General features: G+C 60.1%; 25 protein-coding genes and 1 tRNA gene. 15 read left to right on the top strand and 11 right to left on the bottom strand.

Annotated elements, in window-relative coordinates:
* Window positions 1–94: 94 nt before the first annotated feature.
* A tRNA-Val gene (locus OH705_RS10740) sits at window positions 95–171 on the top strand.
* 179 nt (window positions 172–350) lie between these two features.
* Complete coding sequence (locus OH705_RS10745; protein ID WP_267302148.1) at window positions 351–1,529, top strand: IS481 family transposase; 1,179 nt, start codon at window positions 351–353, stop codon at window positions 1,527–1,529.
* Between the two features lie 84 nt (window positions 1,530–1,613).
* Here OH705_RS10745 and OH705_RS10750 read toward each other — a convergent pair whose 3' ends face one another.
* From OH705_RS10750 to OH705_RS10800, 11 genes are all read right to left on the bottom strand, one after another.
* Entirely contained in the window at window positions 1,614–2,786 is a 1,173-nt protein-coding gene (locus OH705_RS10750; RefSeq protein WP_323873489.1) for a tyrosine-type recombinase/integrase, read from the bottom strand.
* Window positions 2,752–2,982 (bottom strand): hypothetical protein, encoded by a 231-nt coding sequence (locus tag OH705_RS10755; RefSeq protein WP_267302150.1) that lies wholly within the window; start codon window positions 2,980–2,982, stop codon window positions 2,752–2,754. Before OH705_RS10755 ends, OH705_RS10750 begins: the two co-directional genes overlap by 35 nt.
* Before the next feature lie 9 nt (window positions 2,983–2,991).
* The gene (locus OH705_RS10760) at window positions 2,992–3,285 is read right to left on the bottom strand and encodes a hypothetical protein (protein ID WP_267302151.1); all 294 of its coding nucleotides are present in this window, start codon (window positions 3,283–3,285) and stop codon (window positions 2,992–2,994) included.
* Entirely contained in the window at window positions 3,282–4,016 is a 735-nt protein-coding gene (locus OH705_RS10765) for a metallophosphoesterase (protein WP_267302152.1), read from the bottom strand. The genes OH705_RS10760 and OH705_RS10765 overlap by 4 nt, the downstream gene beginning before the upstream one ends.
* Window positions 4,013–4,750: a hypothetical protein gene (locus OH705_RS10770; RefSeq protein ID WP_267302153.1), complete on the bottom strand. Its 738-nt coding sequence runs from the start codon at window positions 4,748–4,750 to the stop codon at window positions 4,013–4,015. Before OH705_RS10770 ends, OH705_RS10765 begins: the two co-directional genes overlap by 4 nt.
* Window positions 4,747–4,890 (bottom strand): hypothetical protein, encoded by a 144-nt coding sequence (locus OH705_RS10775; protein WP_267302154.1) that lies wholly within the window; start codon window positions 4,888–4,890, stop codon window positions 4,747–4,749. The genes OH705_RS10770 and OH705_RS10775 overlap by 4 nt, the downstream gene beginning before the upstream one ends.
* Window positions 4,887–5,291: a carbon storage regulator gene (locus OH705_RS29125; RefSeq protein WP_323873490.1), complete on the bottom strand. Its 405-nt coding sequence runs from the start codon at window positions 5,289–5,291 to the stop codon at window positions 4,887–4,889. Before OH705_RS29125 ends, OH705_RS10775 begins: the two co-directional genes overlap by 4 nt.
* 82 nt (window positions 5,292–5,373) lie before the next feature.
* Window positions 5,374–5,853 carry a hypothetical protein gene (locus tag OH705_RS10785; protein WP_267302155.1) on the bottom strand — a complete coding sequence of 160 codons (480 nt, stop codon included), beginning with the start codon at window positions 5,851–5,853 and terminating at the stop codon, window positions 5,374–5,376.
* The gene (locus OH705_RS10790) at window positions 5,853–6,419 is read right to left on the bottom strand and encodes a hypothetical protein (RefSeq protein ID WP_267302156.1); all 567 of its coding nucleotides are present in this window, start codon (window positions 6,417–6,419) and stop codon (window positions 5,853–5,855) included. Before OH705_RS10790 ends, OH705_RS10785 begins: the two co-directional genes overlap by 1 nt.
* A gap of 693 nt (window positions 6,420–7,112) precedes the next feature.
* Complete coding sequence (locus OH705_RS10795; protein ID WP_267302157.1) at window positions 7,113–7,496, bottom strand: response regulator transcription factor; 384 nt, start codon at window positions 7,494–7,496, stop codon at window positions 7,113–7,115.
* Between the two features lie 156 nt (window positions 7,497–7,652).
* Window positions 7,653–8,438 (bottom strand): XRE family transcriptional regulator, encoded by a 786-nt coding sequence (locus OH705_RS10800; protein ID WP_267302158.1) that lies wholly within the window; start codon window positions 8,436–8,438, stop codon window positions 7,653–7,655.
* Window positions 8,439–8,524: 86 nt separating this feature from the next.
* Here OH705_RS10800 and OH705_RS29130 point away from each other — a divergent pair, with 86 nt between their 5' ends.
* The 13 genes from OH705_RS29130 to OH705_RS10865 all read left to right on the top strand — a co-directional run bounded on the left by OH705_RS29130 (window position 8,525) and on the right by OH705_RS10865 (window position 15,615).
* The gene (locus tag OH705_RS29130; RefSeq protein WP_323873491.1) at window positions 8,525–8,830 is read left to right on the top strand and encodes a transcriptional regulator; all 306 of its coding nucleotides are present in this window, start codon (window positions 8,525–8,527) and stop codon (window positions 8,828–8,830) included.
* A 143-nt stretch (window positions 8,831–8,973) separates the two neighbouring features.
* Complete coding sequence (locus tag OH705_RS10810) at window positions 8,974–9,306, top strand: hypothetical protein (RefSeq protein ID WP_267302159.1); 333 nt, start codon at window positions 8,974–8,976, stop codon at window positions 9,304–9,306.
* Window positions 9,307–9,359: 53 nt separating this feature from the next.
* Window positions 9,360–9,572, top strand: a complete 213-nt coding sequence (locus OH705_RS10815) for a hypothetical protein (protein WP_267302160.1) — start codon at window positions 9,360–9,362, stop codon at window positions 9,570–9,572.
* Complete coding sequence (locus tag OH705_RS10820) at window positions 9,569–9,859, top strand: hypothetical protein (protein ID WP_267302161.1); 291 nt, start codon at window positions 9,569–9,571, stop codon at window positions 9,857–9,859. Before OH705_RS10815 ends, OH705_RS10820 begins: the two co-directional genes overlap by 4 nt.
* The gene (locus OH705_RS10825) at window positions 9,856–10,626 is read left to right on the top strand and encodes a Rha family transcriptional regulator (RefSeq protein WP_267302162.1); all 771 of its coding nucleotides are present in this window, start codon (window positions 9,856–9,858) and stop codon (window positions 10,624–10,626) included. Before OH705_RS10820 ends, OH705_RS10825 begins: the two co-directional genes overlap by 4 nt.
* Window positions 10,623–11,264 (top strand): hypothetical protein, encoded by a 642-nt coding sequence (locus OH705_RS10830; RefSeq protein ID WP_267302163.1) that lies wholly within the window; start codon window positions 10,623–10,625, stop codon window positions 11,262–11,264. Before OH705_RS10825 ends, OH705_RS10830 begins: the two co-directional genes overlap by 4 nt.
* Window positions 11,261–11,491: a hypothetical protein gene (locus tag OH705_RS10835; protein WP_267302164.1), complete on the top strand. Its 231-nt coding sequence runs from the start codon at window positions 11,261–11,263 to the stop codon at window positions 11,489–11,491. Before OH705_RS10830 ends, OH705_RS10835 begins: the two co-directional genes overlap by 4 nt.
* A complete protein-coding gene (locus OH705_RS10840) occupies window positions 11,488–12,288 on the top strand; it encodes a DNA-binding domain-containing protein (protein WP_267302165.1) in 801 nt (266 codons plus the stop codon). Before OH705_RS10835 ends, OH705_RS10840 begins: the two co-directional genes overlap by 4 nt.
* Entirely contained in the window at window positions 12,285–13,058 is a 774-nt protein-coding gene (locus tag OH705_RS10845) for an ATP-binding protein (RefSeq protein ID WP_267302166.1), read from the top strand. The genes OH705_RS10840 and OH705_RS10845 overlap by 4 nt, the downstream gene beginning before the upstream one ends.
* Window positions 13,055–14,467, top strand: coding sequence for a replicative DNA helicase (locus OH705_RS10850; protein WP_267302167.1), 1,413 nt, complete (start codon window positions 13,055–13,057; stop codon window positions 14,465–14,467). Before OH705_RS10845 ends, OH705_RS10850 begins: the two co-directional genes overlap by 4 nt.
* Complete coding sequence (locus OH705_RS10855) at window positions 14,454–14,960, top strand: hypothetical protein (protein WP_267302168.1); 507 nt, start codon at window positions 14,454–14,456, stop codon at window positions 14,958–14,960. The genes OH705_RS10850 and OH705_RS10855 overlap by 14 nt, the downstream gene beginning before the upstream one ends.
* Entirely contained in the window at window positions 14,957–15,244 is a 288-nt protein-coding gene (locus OH705_RS10860) for a hypothetical protein (protein WP_267302169.1), read from the top strand. Before OH705_RS10855 ends, OH705_RS10860 begins: the two co-directional genes overlap by 4 nt.
* The gene (locus OH705_RS10865) at window positions 15,241–15,615 is read left to right on the top strand and encodes an antiterminator Q family protein (protein ID WP_267302170.1); all 375 of its coding nucleotides are present in this window, start codon (window positions 15,241–15,243) and stop codon (window positions 15,613–15,615) included. The genes OH705_RS10860 and OH705_RS10865 overlap by 4 nt, the downstream gene beginning before the upstream one ends.
* Window positions 15,616–15,675: the final 60 nt, after the last annotated feature.

A 15,675-nucleotide genomic window follows, 5' to 3' on the forward strand; every position in this document is an offset into this window, starting at 1 on the left:
CGGCCTTTCTATAAATAGTTTAAGATTCAGTAGCTTAGCGTGAAAAAAACAGTTGACAGGGTATCTGGATCGCGTAGAATGCGCCCCACACGACAGGCACATAGCTCAGTTGGTTAGAGCACCACCTTGACATGGTGGGGGTCGTTGGTTCGAGTCCAATTGTGCCTACCAAACAAAAGCCCCGGTTTCCGGGCACTTGAAGGGCGATCCGAGAGGGTCGCCCTTTTTTGTTTTTGCAAAACTTTTGCAAAACTTTTGCAAGGTATGACTCACCCACATGGGTTACAAATCAGTTCACGCACATAGGTAACAGTCTTTAACTGGCAGGGTCGGTTTTCGAGGATCTGACCATGCCTTGGCGAGAGCTGAAACCTATGGACCTTAAAATGCTTTTCATTGCGGATTACCTGCAGGGGCCGCCCAGCTTCAGCGCCCTGTGCCAGGCCTACGAGATCAGCCGAAAGACCGGCTACAAATGGGTCGAGCGATATGAGAAAGAGGGGCCTTCGGGGCTGGAAGAGCGCAGCCGCCGCCGGCTGACCCAGGACTGGGTCGTACCCGCTGCAGTTCGCGAAGCCATCATCGAATTGCGCAGTCGAGGCGAAACGGAACCGGGTCCGAAAAAGATTCAGGCGGCGCTGCAGGAGCGTTTCCCTGATCAGGCACCGCCCTCGAAGACAGCGATCTACAACATCCTCAAGAAGGCCGAGTTGGTCAAACCACGCCGCTTACGTCAGCGGGTAGCGATCTATCCCAAGCCACTGGAGAAGGCAGAGTCGCCTAACCAGCTGTTCAGTGCGGACTACAAAGGTCAATTTCTGACAGGTGCAGGCGTCTGGTGCTATCCGCTGACGATCATGGATCACGCCAGTCGTTTCCTGCTCGCCTGCCACAGCATGCCCAATACCAACCTGCTGGAAACCCAGGCCGTTTTCACCCAAGTGTTCCGAGAGAATGGTTTGCCTGAGCGGATTCGTACCGATAACGGTGTGCCGTTTGCCAGTAAGGGGCGTGCGGGACTTTCTCAGCTGTCGATCTGGTGGCTGCGTCTAGGCATTATTCCCGAGCGCATTGCGCCTGGTCGGCCTGAACAAAATGGCCGCCACGAACGCATGCATCGGACGCTAAAAAGCACGCTCCCATCACCGCCGGCAGTGGCCTGGGAGGCTCAACAACGGCACTTTGATCGTTTCCGGCAGCACTACAATCACGAGCGCTTGCATGAGGCACTGAACCAGAAAACACCGGCGTCTTGCTACCAGCCCTCGCCACGCCAGTTCCCTGAAAAGCTCCCCGAGATGGCCTATCCCAGTCATATCGAGAGCTTGCCGGCTGATAGCTGCGGCATCATCAACCGCCGGGGCTTGAGGATCTACGTAGGGTATGTGCTCAAGCACCAGACCATTGGCCTGGAGCAGGTTGGGGATGGCGTCTGGGATGTTATTTTCGGTCCCATCATCCTTGGCAGAGTCGATGTGCGGGATGCCACCGATGGTTATGTAACACTCAAGGTGTTGTCACCTATGTGAGTGAACTTTTGTGTAACCGATGTGGGTGTCCCGTACAGCAAAACCACCCACCTCTATTTGGTCTGGGCTGGCGCTTACCGCTCGTCAGATGGCCAGGTCAGCTTTCACTTCGACGTACTGGATTCCCTTCGGTGCGTGCCCGTCTTGATACCGCTCTGTCATTTCGGCAGTGGCGTGCCCCATCAGCAACTGGACGTACTCAGTTGAAAAATTCTGCTGCTCATACAGCCAGGCGCCCAAGGCCCGAATCTCGTGGAAAGTTGGGCGTTCCTCAAGGTCGAGGTGGTCGTAGGCCTTCGCTGCATCCCTGGCCTTCCTGAAGCTCTTCGACAGGTAATCCGGGGTGACCGCCGTCCAGTGCTCTTTCGCCTCGATCTGATCCTGGCGGCGCGCCTTCGGACGGTAATGGATGAGGAGTGGCGAAATGATCGGCGACCGGAAGCACTCGTTCACTGTCTCGCGCAGAGCCTTGCCCATGACGATCTGCAGGTGGATCGGCGTGTCGTAGTTGTCGGTCTTGCCTGGCGATACCCTGATGGTGTTCTTGATCAGGTCGACCGCCGACTTCTTCCAGGTCACGATATCTTCACGTCGCTGCAAGCTGGTCAGGCCCAGCCTGATGGCGCGCTTGAGCCAGCTTGGCGTGGTATCGGCATTGAGGATCTTCTGGACACCCTCCAGCGTGTGGCGCTGGCGCTTCTTCTTAGCTTCCTTCTTGAGCAGCGTCATGTCGGCGGCGTTGCGCTCCACCATGCCCTTGGCGATCGCGAAGGTCAGTATGCTGACTAGTAGGCTACGGTGCTTCGTGTAGGCATTGTTGCTGAACTGGTCGAGGTACTCGGCGGCGGCAAGAACGTCGAACTGCCCCACCAGCAGGTGCCCGATATCCACCCGGTAGCGCTTGAGCTTGTAGCCGATCTCGTCGAGGGACGAACGCGCATAGCCGCGCTCGGGCAGCCATTCGGTTTCGAAGCGATCGATCAGGGCGCCGATAGTCGGTAGGCGCTCGCCTGTGATGGTTGCCAGCATTTCGCCGTTGTCGGTCATTAGGAAGGCCAGCTTGGCGTTGGCAGCCTTGGCCAGGCGCACTGCCTCCTCATACGGCTTGTTGATGCTGGTCATCTTCCCGGTGATCGGGTTCTTGTACCGCCAGTACTTCCCGTTTGGGTACAGGTTGGGCGGGAGCGTTCTGTTCTTCGGGCTACGCGGTCGTGGTGCCATTTCAAATATCCAGCATTTGAGCCAGGAGCGGATCATTCGAGCCGATCACGGCGGTCTGAAGGTCGACGAAGTACATGCCGCCACGGACTTCCCCCGCCAACTCTCCCTCATCAATCCATTTCTTGAGCTGCTGCAAGCTCGGCTTTCCGCCGGCGTAGCGCAGCTTGCGATATTCGCCCACCTCCATGAGCCTGGGCAGGCTGGCGGTGATCTGAGCTATGACTTTAGCCATGGTTTAGCCTCAGTGGTCACTGTGATTCGACGCATGACGCGTCAGGTTCTGGTTGTCACGCCGATCTGTCGCGTCAGCTATCAGCCGGTCGACTTTCTCCCAGTGCCCGCAGAACCAAGTCCAAGGCTTGAGCGGTCGCGAGTCATCCACCCAGATCTCTTTCGAGTCATAGAAGCCGCAAGACTCTCCACAGGCCTCACAGAACCGGGAGCTGAAGAACTTGTTCTCGAACGCGGCGCTGAAGGGCGCATGATCCTTCCGCGCATCGCAGTTGATACAGCGGCAGTGCAGTGCATAGCTCATGGTCGCTCCTCCCAGTCCCAGTGCAGCTTGGGATCAATCGGCGGGTAAGCCTGCAGGGTGTGCAGGTCCAGCAGCGTGAAATGCCCATCCATCCAGCCGCCGGTGTCGATGTGGTAGACGTTGCCAAGCACTGCCGGGCGCTTGACTGGGGTGTGGCCGACCACCACCGCGCGAACGCCGCCGACACCGTGGTGCTGCTCGTGGGTGATACGGCTGCGCGACCACTGCACGGCCTCCTCGACATTGCGCATGCCCGGCATGCAGCCATCAGCCCGGGATTCGAGCATGGCCCAGGTCGGGAACGGACAGTCGGCGTGCACGATCCCGACCAGGCCCTGGGGCGTCATTACCTCGATGATCAGCGGCAGGTCGGCCAGCAGTTCGACGTAGCACGCCTGCTCCACGGTTGATCTGGCGTAGAGCCAGGCTCCGCCGTTGGACAGGTGCACGTCACCGATGCGGCCGGATGGATCGAACCGGTACGCCTCGATCGCCATCTGCTCGTGGTTGCCGCGCACGGCGTGGAACCATGGCTTGGCCAGCCAGGCGTCCACCTGGTCAGATTCAGGGCCGCGGTCGACCAGGTCGCCAACCGAGAACAGCCGGTCAGCGGAAGGATCGAAGCCGACCGCATCCAGAGCGCGCTGCAGCCGGGTGAAGTGGCCGTGAATGTCGCCCACGGCAAAGTCGCGCCCGGCGGTGTTGATGGGGAATTGCTGCAAAATGCTCATGCCCGACCTCCCGCCAGCGCTGCCAGTTCAGCCACCAGGGCCTCGGTGCGCCCGTAGAACTTGCCGGCGTCTTCGTTCACGAACCGCTCGAGCACGGTGGCCACGGCTTGCTGGTTGGCCAGGCCCCGCAGATCGGCGTCGGTGAGTGGCGTGTCGGTTGATGGCGCGTGCACGAAAGCTTCCTGGCTGATCAGCAGCGTGCGCACCGGGCGGATACCCTTGATCCGGCTAACCCAGTTCGTTTCGGGCGCACACCAGGGCAGCATGGCCATGTACCAGGCCGTGGCCGAGTTTGCCTTCTGGCTGCTGGTCCAATAGTCGTGCGCACAGACGAAGGCCTGTGCGGCTTCCTTGTTCTGGCCGAGGCCCTGCCGCCCCCAATCGGGCAGTTGGAGCAGGTTGCAGCGCAGCACCTGCAGCTCCTCGATCGACGGGATGTGCCAGCCCCAGGTGCCACGGATGTTCATGCCCAGCACCTTTCGAGCGATGGCGCTGCCCTCGGCGGCCATGGCTTGAGTGTTCGCCATGCCGTCGAAGCGCGACGTAGCGCCACGAATACGCGGGCGCGGGCCTTCTTCTTGCCACCAGTGGGCAGCGACCTCGAACTCCCGGCCTGCATCGATCACGGCATGCTCGGCACCATCGAAGAACAGGCGCCCGGCGAAGAAGCCGCCACCCAGGGGCTGGCCGACAGAGGGGAGGGCGGCGGGGTTGATTGCTCGACGCTTGGTCATGGCAGCCTCCGGAAGTGATCGGCCAGCACCCGGCGCCCATCCAGGCCGCAAGCGGACGACAGGTCCAGTACCTGGCCGAAGGTGGTCGAGCGCTGCTGCAGGGCATCCCACAGCAGCAGGAGCAGGTTGGCCTGGGTCATGGCTGCTGCTCCTGCATGTCCTGCGCCGCCTGTTGACCCAGTGCTTCCAGGCGCAGGGCGGTGTCAACTTCGCGATCCAGTTCATCACCGGTGAAATAGGTGCCGCCGCGCAACACCAGCAGGTCTTCGTCAGGATCTTGGATGCAGTCACGGTCGCGCAGCCAGCGGTACCGGCGCGCATCGGCAGCCAGCTTGACGTGTTCGTCGATGTCGACGTCTGGCGCCTCCTTGGCGGTGCCTTCCGCGACGCGGCGCTGGTGGATCTCTTCACGGTCAACAATCACGCCCCGCGGCGCCTCAATCCCAAGGCGCACCTGGCAGCCGTTAACCTGGGCCACGCTGACCCGGATGTTGCCGCCGATGATGACGGCCTTGCCGATATTCCGACTGAGCATGAGCATGTGAGTCTCCTTTTCGAGAGCGAGCGAGTACCCGCCGAGTAACTTGGCGTTCGGTGAAAGTTTCGGTGTTACTAGGCGGAAGTTATGCCTTGAACAGGCTGAACACTTCGCGCTTTCCTTTGCCGACCATTCCGGCGATCGCAGATACTTTCAGCTGCGCATCGGTATGACGCTTGATTTGGTCAGCATCAAGTTCGCCCAGGCGAGTATTCTTCATCACCTTCTCACACTTACTGAACTCCCGGAGAACTCCTTGCATTGCATTGTCCACAGCAATGAATGCTTGATCACTTGGCGGAACAATTCGATAACCCTTGCCGCGCACGCTGACAATGTAAATCTGGTGCTGGGTCAACAGCGCTTCTTTGAACTGCTCGACACGGTCCAAGATAATGAACTGGCAGTTGACCATTTCCTTCGCGCTGGTCGGCTTCGGCAGGTTGAGCGCCCACTCCAGCCAGGCGTGACTGATCAGCTGGCCATCTTCGAACTTGTCAGCCTTGAACTGCTCGATCGCCTTCTCCAGGCTCCAAGTGTTCGGCTTGAGCGGCACGACGGCCATCACAGCACCTCCACGGCGAAGCGGCCGAATTTCGGGCGGTAGTCGCCGACGCCGCAGTATTGGCCAGCGTCTTCCAGGCATTTCAGCACCTGGTCGCGGTCGATAGATTCCTGGTCGTAGGCGATCTCGCAGACCACGGCCCAGGAACGGAAGAGGGGGCGATATCGCGTGATCCGTGCGGTCCCGACCTTGACCGAGCGGGCGTCGTAGAACTGCTCATCCCACAGGCCTTCTACGGTGCGCGGGCCTTCGTAGATGATCGGGCAGCGGGTGTCCATGATCTCGACCGAGCGCTTGAGTTGGGTGCCCATCTTCGAAAGTTTGCCGCCAGCTACGAGTGCGGACTCGATGTTGATGCCGGGCAAGAAGGGGCCGATGGATTCATCAAAATAAAGTCCACCGCGCCATTCGCTGCGAGCAATAAGCTCGTGGTCTTCGTCAGATTTTTTGCGCTTAGAAGTAAGTTGCTTATGCGCTTTGGTCAATTTGTTCAAAGGGTCGGCGAACACGTCGGCGTGTACGAGAAGCGGACGGGTGCCAGTGAGTTTAACTTTCAAAGTTTGCATGGAATTCTCCAGTAGATAGCTGCGTGTGCCTTTTCGCCCAATGCGATGCACGGTGCTTTGCGTGTTGGAACTTCAAAACAACCTCGTTGGAAGTTTCTTTGAAGTTGTCACCAGTTACGCTAGTGACCCCGTGCGGATTACCGCCCTCGCCAGGCCCAACCACGCCACTCCGCGCCGCACCCTGCCGGGCCACGCCCTGAGGTGTTTTCACACCGCAATGACCTCTCAATGAAAGGCCATTACGCTGAATCAGCCCTCGCCGCGCTCTGCCCGACCGCACCAAGCCTCGCCTCGCACTGCCTCGTGGTACTCGGTACCGGACTACCTCCTCGCAGAAGAGATAGGCCGCTACGTCGTAGCCCTTGCCTAGCCATGCCATGCCTAGCTCAACCTCGCCAGGCCTAGCCGAACCCTGGCCTGAGGTGCTTTCACACCGCAATACCGACTGTTGCCAATCGGCATTACGCTGTTTTCAGCCCTTGCCGCACCCTAGCGCACCCTGCCGTGCCTAACCGCACCGCACCCAACCGCATGGCAGCTATCGCCACCGGAAAGCCCTCTCAATGAAAGGGCAGACCGCTGTAAACAGCCCTAGCCCTGCCATACCGGACCCTACCTGGCCATGCCCAGCCCCGCCGTGGCCCGTGATGCTTCCGCACCGGACAACGCCCTCACCGAAGGCGCTCGCCGCTGCTACGCCAGCGCAACCTGATGCTCGATTCGGCGCCCTGCGAGCCTTGTTTCGATCCTCTTTTCGCCACCACCTCGACGAACCCTAAGCATGTGGTCGTCGCCTATAGCGGCGTGCCCCAGGAATACCGCGCACATCAAGATGGACAGCTTCCTGGCGATACCCCGAAAGAACAGCTCAGTCGGCACTGCGGATCGGCTACTGATCCCGAGCTTGTAGAAAATGCGCTCTACTGATTTCTTAACGGTCGCCGGCGAGCAGGACAGTTCTCGCGATATCTCCTTGTTACTCAAACCGGAGCAGATCCCGAGGGCCGCCTTCAGTTCTTGAGCGGCGAGAATGCCGACATCGCCTTCCATACCTCTGAAGCTGATTACGCCCTGCATTTGGCACCTCCATGTGTAAAAGGATGAATCGAAATATAAGCAGATTGATAAATATCTGCAAGCGGTTTGCTTATATTTTTTTATCAGTGGAGTGATTTTCTGATCAGCGGGCAACAAAAAGCCCGGGTTGACCGGGCTTTTTGGGCAGGGGTTGGGCTAGTAGAAGGACGCGCCCCAGAATACGCGACCAATGATCTCAATAGATTTCTCGATCATCTCTTCTGCGGTGTAGGTCTCGTCGGGATGCTCGCTTTGGTTGAAGCTTCGGAATCGAACTCCACCTCCTGGCACCCGATACAGGACCTTCACCCGCAACTGACCGTCATGCTTGACTGCGTACATTTTCCCATCGACGATTTGGGTTTGGCCTATGTTCACACCCACGGTGCTTCCATCGGGAAGAACAGGCTCCATGGAGTTCCCCGATACCACCACGCAGACGGCCTGGTCGAATTGGACGTTGTGTGAGCGAAGCGAACGCTTTCCGAATCTCAGTTTTGCGGTGGTGCTTCTCTCAATCACTGTGCGCCCGCTCCCTGCAGAAAGCTCAACCTCCCGTAGGAAGGGTATTTCGACCTCGTCGTCGTCCAGCGGTGTGTCATCGTCCCAAACGCTGATAGGTGAAAACCCTATGCTGGTAAGGCCGCTAGCGTCCCGGGACTGCTCTGCGAGCCCCTCTTCATAGCCTTCTCGAAACTGTCGCTCTCCTTCGCTATCGCGCAGCTGTTCGGGGCCGAACAGCATCCCCCCAATACCGCTTACAAGCCAAGTTGGCGATACGCCACATGCCTCAGCGATATGAAAGAGGTAAGTCGAGCGCTGTGTCTTGCCGGATTCAAGCTGACTGATCGCTGTTTGCGCGATGCCCACTTTCTCGGCCAGCTGGCTCTGGGTAAGGCTCGCGTGGCGTCTGGCCGCCCTGATTCGTTGAGATAGATTCATCCGCTGATCCTATAAAAATGCTTATGTGCTTGCAAAGAAGTGTGCTTCTGTGCAGCATATAAATTGACTTATCAGAGGCCCTCTAGATGGCTCATTCAATCAGCAAGCTGATAACCCATTTCGGCACTCAGGCTTTGACTGCGAAGGCGCTGGGCGTGTCTCAGGCCACCGTTTCGTATTGGCTTTCTGGGGCCGTGAAGATCAGCGCTGAAAAAGCATTTCTTGCCGAACTCGCCACCGGAGGCGCTATCAGCGCCGCGTCCCTGTGCCCTCTGATTGCTCAAGTCGAAGCTCGCCACAAGGTAGGTGAATCATCCGGCAAATTTGCCTCTGACGCACCTGGGCCTGTTGGCTCTGTATGCCCATCCAGTACTGCGCAGGTCTCGCCATGAAGCCGTCCCCATCCCAGTTTTTGCTGAGCGGCTGAACTTTTCGACCGCCCACAAAAAAGCCCAGCCTTAGCTGAGCCTTTAAGTCGCTACCAGTTCGCACCTGGTGGCTTTGGTACCACTTTGTCTTTCGAAGGGACAAAACGATGAAGTCAGAAAATACCACCTCGCCATCATCGGCGCAACCCATCCTCACCAGCGAGACTGGTTTCCTCAGCACGCCAATCGACAACCGAGGCATTCAACTACTCGCTGTTGCGTCTGGCGCGAATGCAGAAGACGCTCTACGTGTAGCCCGCACGCTTTCTTCAGGGATGAGCCAGCTTTGCTCCCACCTGCACGACAGCTTGAACTTGGGCGAGTCGGCGTATTGCGATGGCGCGGCGACTCTCGCGTTTCTGGGCGAGACCGTGAGCGCGCTGATCTGGTCGGTTGAGAAGAGTGTTGCCTGCGCAGCTGGCCGCGGGGGTGAGCAATGACCCCTAGACCTCAAACGGTTGCCCACCCGTTCGCGACAACCGGGAATCACGACGTGTTCGAAGCGGCGGCCGGCGTCCCGATCCACGAATCGCTCGATGCCGCAACCGATCGCCTGGAAGCGGTCATTGCCGGTCTGCGCGACTTGATGGCCGAACCGTCAATTTCCAACCAAGCGACGTTGATCTATTTCGCCTGCGACGCAGCGCTCGCTCTGATTTACAGCGTGCACGCTGGCGTCACACCCGATCAGGGAGGTGCCGTATGAGCACAAATGAACTGGAAACCATAGCCCAGGACGCAACCTTCCAGATCCAGTGCGCCATGTGTCAGATCGATTGGCTGCGGAGCGTTCTGCATTTGCTGCAGGATCGACTCAAGAGTGCCGGTGATGCGCACGGCGCAAACGTGGCGAACCTGGCCATCTACAACGCCGATGACTGGCACAACGCGCTGGATGGCGAGCGAGAAAGTCTCGAGAAGCGCATCGAGTCGGCAGTCGCCGCGCCACAAAAACCTACCCCTGCAAAACGTGGCGCGGGAGGTGCAGCATGAACCTGGTAACCATCAAGGATGGCGATGCAGTCACCACGAGCCTGGCCATTGCCGATGGCACTCAGAACGATCACGCCAGTGTTATTGCCCTTGTCCGGCGGTATGTCAGCGACCTGGAAGAGTTCGACTTGGTCCGATTTGAAATCCGACCAAGATCAGCGGGTCAGCACGGGGGCGGCGAAACTGAGTTCGCGCTATTGACCGAGCCCCAGGCAACCCTGCTGCTGACCTTCATGCGTAACACCGAGATCGTGCGCGCCTTCAAGAAGAAGCTGGTCCGCGAGTTCTGGGAGTTGGTGCAAGAGCGCAACCGGGCCAGCCAGCCTGACGTTACGACCCAGGAAGGTGCCCTCATTGCGCTGCAAGGCGCCGTTGAAAAGCAGCTGGCGCTGATCGCCGAAAACCGACAGATCGCCCAGCAGCGCGATGAGGCCGTCCGAACGAAAGCCGAAATTGGCACCCGCCGCGAAGCCACGGCTATGGCCACTGCGTCCGCAGCGGTGCGCAAAGTCATGCACCTGGAGAACGAGCTAGGCCGTGGCTGCCAGCACGCCACCGTTACCGCAGTGGAGAGAGCGGCACACCGTACCTTCGGCGGCCAGGGTTTCCGCCCGCTCAAGAACTGGTGCGACAGCCACGGGGTGAGCGCCCCGAAAGTCCAAGACCCTCGATTCGGCTGGGTTCGCTCCTGGCCTGCAGCCGCCTGGGCAGCCGTTTACCAAATTGACCTGGCCGACCTGTTCGGCGCTCCGGGAGAAACCGCATGAGCACCATCAAACTCGAAATTGCCGAAAAGATCGCAAGCATCGCGAACAAGCCCAACCTCTCTCGCAAAACGATGCTGATCCTTACTCAGCGAGTGGTGCGCAACGGTTTGGCCAAGCTGCAGCAGATTCGCGATGAACGCCGCGTCTTCCGTCGCGAGGCGGCAAAGCTCAAGGCGTACCCAGTGGCGCAGCACCAGGCAGACATCCTCCTGGCGAAATCCAAGAGCCATCGTGAAGATGACCACAAGACCACCAAACAGGGTCTGATCGGTCTGGGTTACCACCTAGTCAAGGACACCGACAACAGCTACGACGCCATTGGCTTCGACTGCTTGTGCGACCTGCTGAGCATCAACCCGGTACATCGTCCAGCAATCCAGAACGACGAGCGAGGTCTTGCCGGGCTGATCTACGTAGCACGGCTGGAAAACAGCGCCAGCCCACAGTCCGAGGGTTGGGGTGAGGGTGGCCCGTTGTTCGAGGCGTGCTTCATGGCGATGGTCGACTGGATCAAGACGGCTCCCGAAGGCGACCTGCCTGATCTGTTCGGCCCAGGTTCGCCCTTTGCTGGCGTTGAAGTGGTCCAGGTCAACCCATGGACGGATAGCACCGGTCCCTCATCGGAGACCCTCCAATGACCACGACCCCGAACCCAGTCCAGGCGCCCCAGCAGCGCGCTGGCGCAATGATCATCAGCGGCCTATGGCCAAGCTATGCCGGCTTCCGTGATCTGCCAGATCGCGACCGCTGGGTGCTTTACGGCAGTGCGAAGGCCTACCGCGAGGCGCTGGAGCTCCAGGGCCTGGTGATGAGCGAGAGCTACGACGAGTTCGTGCGCCGGGTCACTGAGGAGTTGGAGCTGTGAGCAAGCCAGTGAACGTGGAGAAAGCCACGCCAACGACGTTCCACGCCAAACAGGCGCCGTATAGCTCATTAAGCAACGATGTGGTTGCCATGATCATCAACCCCGATGCCTTGGCGATCTGGACCTACCTGCAGACCCGTTCCAGCGATTGGAAGGTGATCGGCTCGCACCTGCAGGACCGGTTCGCAATCGGTCGTGAGCGCTATTCGAAGGCCATGGCCTGCCTCAAAGATTTGGGTCTGGTCAGCCATGAAGTCGTGCGCGAGGAGGGGACCGGCAAGGTACTCGGCCGTCGCGTGATCGTCCACTACGAACCGAACCTACAGGTTTCCGAATATTCGGTTAACCGAAGTGTGGGTTTACCGAACTGTGGGCAAACCGACAGCTACTTAATAAAGGATTCTATTACTCAATCAATAGAGAAAGAACCAATGATGGGAGCTAACGCTCCCTCGGCACCGAAGACGAAGGCTCAGAAGTTCGATCCGATGACCGTCAAGCCGGGCAACGTGAGCGAACAGGTTTGGGCCGACTGGTGCCAACACCGCCGCGAGATCAAGAGGCCATTGACGGCGACCAGTTGCAAACACCAGGCCCAACAGCTGGCCAAGCACCCTAACCCAGACAAGGTGATCAACCAGTCCATCAGCAATGGCTGGAGGGGGCTCTTCCCGGACAAGGTGCTACCAGGGGCTGGCGCCAGCTACCAGTCGCACCACACCGACCTCGACAAGATTGACCACACCGAAGGCCTGGTTCGCCAGCCTGACGGGACTTACCGGGTAGCAAGACCATGACCGCACCGCAAATTCTCGAATACAAGCATGGCCAGTGCCGTGTGCACGGCGAGTTCACCGACGAACTGATTGAGTCGTTTTCCGGTGACCACTTCTGGCAGGGGTGCACGCGCTGCCAGTTCGACGCAGTCCACTCGACCGACGATGCGATCCGCAATCCTGCGCTGGCTATCCGGCGCGACCGAGCGACGAACGCCAGGTTGCTGGAGTCTGGTGTTCCGCTGCGCTTCCGGGCCTCGACTCTGGACAGCTACCGAACCGAAACCGAGGGCCAGGCTGTCGCCCTGAACCAGTGCCTGGAGTATGCGGTTGGCTTTGAAGACAACTGGGACACTGGCCGCTCGATGATGCTGTTGGGCAGCGTGGGTGCAGGGAAGACGCACCTGAGCTGCGCCGTCGCCCAACAGGTGATTCGCGACTTCGGGGCTAGCGCTCGCTACACCATGGCTATCGAGATCATCCGCGACATCAAGATGACCTTCGACAAGAAGTCTGAGCAGACGGAGCGCGACGTGTATGCCTCCCTGCTGGCGCCGGACCTGCTGGTGATCGACGAGGTGGGCGTCCAGCACGGGAGTGACTTCGAAAGGCAGGTGCTGTTTGAGGTGATCGACTCCCGGTACCGGCAACTGATGCCGACCATCGTGATCTCCAACCTGGGCATAGCCGGGCTGCGCAAGTGCCTGGGTGACCGCGCCGTCGACCGGCTGACCGATGCTGGTGGGCCTGCTGTCCTGTTCACCTGGGCTTCGGCGCGAGGTGAAGCATGACCAAGGATTTGGTGATGGGGTATCCAGAGGCTGAGCAGGGCGTCCTGGGCGCCATCATGCTCGCCTCGCTGGACGGCAACCATGCCCTGGCTGACGACATCGTTGGCCAGATGACCAGCGGCGACTTCCTGTACGACGACAACGCGGCGCTGTTCGACGTGATCCGGGACTGCCGCGAGCGCGGTATGCCGGTGGATGCGGTGACCGTGGGCGACGTGCAGCGCGTACTCCCAAGCGGCCAGAGCACGCTGGCCTATGCGGCAGAGCTGAGCCGCGATGTACCCTCGGTGGCCAACGTCATGACCTACGCCAAGCAGGTCAAGCAATGGGCCGTGATTCGCCAGGTGATCGGCATCGGCCACTCGGCTGAGGCATCGGTGGCCAGCGGAGTCATTCCGGACGAGATCATCGCTCAGGCTCAGCAAGCCATGGCTGATCTGCGCGACCTGCAGAGCGCCGGGAAGGCCGGGTACAAGCGCATGGCCGAGGTGCTGCCGAAGGTCTTCGATGGCATGCAGGAGGTGCTGGATGACCAAGCACCACCGAAGCTTTCCACCGGCTTGGCTGACCTGGACAAGCTGATCGGCTTCCTGCGCCCCAAGAGCATGGTGGTAATCGCCGGACGCCCCGGCAGCGGCAAGACCATGCTGGGCCTGCAGATCGTCAACCACGTTGCCATCCGCGGCGCAGGCGTGGGACTGATCTTCAGCCTGGAAATGGACGAGAAGGAGCTGACCATTCGCACGATCGCCTCACAGGGCGGGGTCGACCTGCGCCGCATGGAGGAGGTCAAGAGCCTGGATGAGGATGAGTGGCAGCGTATCGGCACCGCCGGGACGAAGATCGAGGCCGCCCAGCTGTACCTGAACGACACCCCCGGCCTGACCGTCGGCGCCATTCGGTCGGAGGCAAGAAGGCTTCAGCGCGAGCGGGGCCTCGACATTCTGATGATCGACTACCTGGGGCTGGTGGGCACTGACGGGAGGAGTCAGAACCGTGCTGACGCAGTGGCCAAGGTATCTATCGCCCTGAAAAACCTGGCAAAGGAATTGAGCGTGCCGGTGCTGGTGCTGGCGCAGCTCAACCGAAACCCGGCGAGCCGCCCCGGCAAGAAGCCTCAGGCCAGTGACCTGCGCGACTCCGGCCAGATCGAGCAGGACGCCGATGCGGTGATCCTGGTGCACCACGACCCGGAGTCGGAAGCGGGCGAGCAGGGCGTCACCGAGTTGGTCCTCGACAAGGGACGGCAGGCCCCGCAGGGCTCGTGCCTGGTCCAGCGCCAAGGGCAGTACGCCCGATTCGTCAACTTCGCCGGTAACCGCCTCCCACCTGACGACGAGGTCGAGGTGGGGCGCGTCCTGAATTTCTCCAAACACCGCAAGGGGAGCAAGCATCGTGAAACTTTCTGATCTGTGGCCAGGCCATAAGCCGCCGGCGCGCACCCCAGCAAAACCCGTTGTCTCGGTGACCGTCACCAAGCGTGCTGACGCTCAGCAGTCTATTGCCAGTGGCAACACCCCGGCGACCATCAGCGCCCCGCGCGGACCGTTAGAGCTGCCCGCCACCCTGGCGGAGTGCGAGGCACTGGAGGAACTGCTGTGCCGCGATGCCATCCGTCTGGAGTGCCAGATCGGCCAGGCCAAGGGCAAGGCGGTTGCAGAAGGCAAGTACGCCAACCCTGACTGGTACCACCGCGCCAGGGCGGCGCTTAAGCACATCAACCGCGATCGCCAACGTCTGATGCAGCACATGAAGGCGCTGCGCGTCGAGGCGCGCCGCAACTGCCCAGCCTGGCAGGCCCGTGACAAGGCCATCCTGCGCGAGCTGAATGCCCGAGTGCCGAAGGAGGTGTTCGACGAGTGCGTGCGGGTGGTGGACGAAGATCTGGAGATGATTCGATGAGTAATGTAACTGCGGCCCTGCCGCGCAAGAGCCTGACCGCTGTGGAGTGCAAGTTCCTCAAGGTTGGCAACCGTGTGTTGCTGGAGCAGACCAATGGCCGCATCGCTTCTGCGGCCCTGATGGACATCGTTGCCGACTGGCACGCCGCGCGCGCCAATGTAGGCTTCGAGCAGTTCGCCAAGGCCTGGATCACCGAAGGCAACGCCAAGAACAAACACGCTGACAAGCTGCTGCGCGAGCTGTTCGGCCTGGACACCGACCCAACGCCCCGGAGGGCTGCATGAAGAAACGGACCTACGTGGACAAGCCGCTGGGTGACACCGAATGGCTACTGGAGCAATGGGGTAGCTGGCGAATGGACGGAATGGGTGTGCCGCGGTACGTGTCGCCGTCGATCACAGCTGCTGCTGGTGGCGGTGGATGCCGATACTCCATGACCGACGACGAAGCCCTGGCAATCGACTCGGCAGTGGCCAAGCTGACGAAGCGCAACCAGCAGATGGGCGCCTTCATCTGGCTGTACTTCGGCTCGAAGTGGACCATGGTTCGACTTGGAGAGTCTGCCGGGATCTCTGAGCGCACGGCCAGGGAGATCGTGAAGGGCGGAGTCGGCTTCGTCGACGGCTACCTGCACGGCATTAGCGAAGCGGCGTAAAAAGTTCTTTCATGCCGGATAAACACCTGTTTTCATAGCAGCGTGTCCAGCTTGCAACGT

It is taken from the genome of Pseudomonas sp. BJa3 (assembly GCF_026343815.1).
In the GTDB taxonomy this organism is placed as follows: Bacteria; Pseudomonadota; Gammaproteobacteria; order Pseudomonadales; family Pseudomonadaceae; genus Aquipseudomonas; species Aquipseudomonas soli.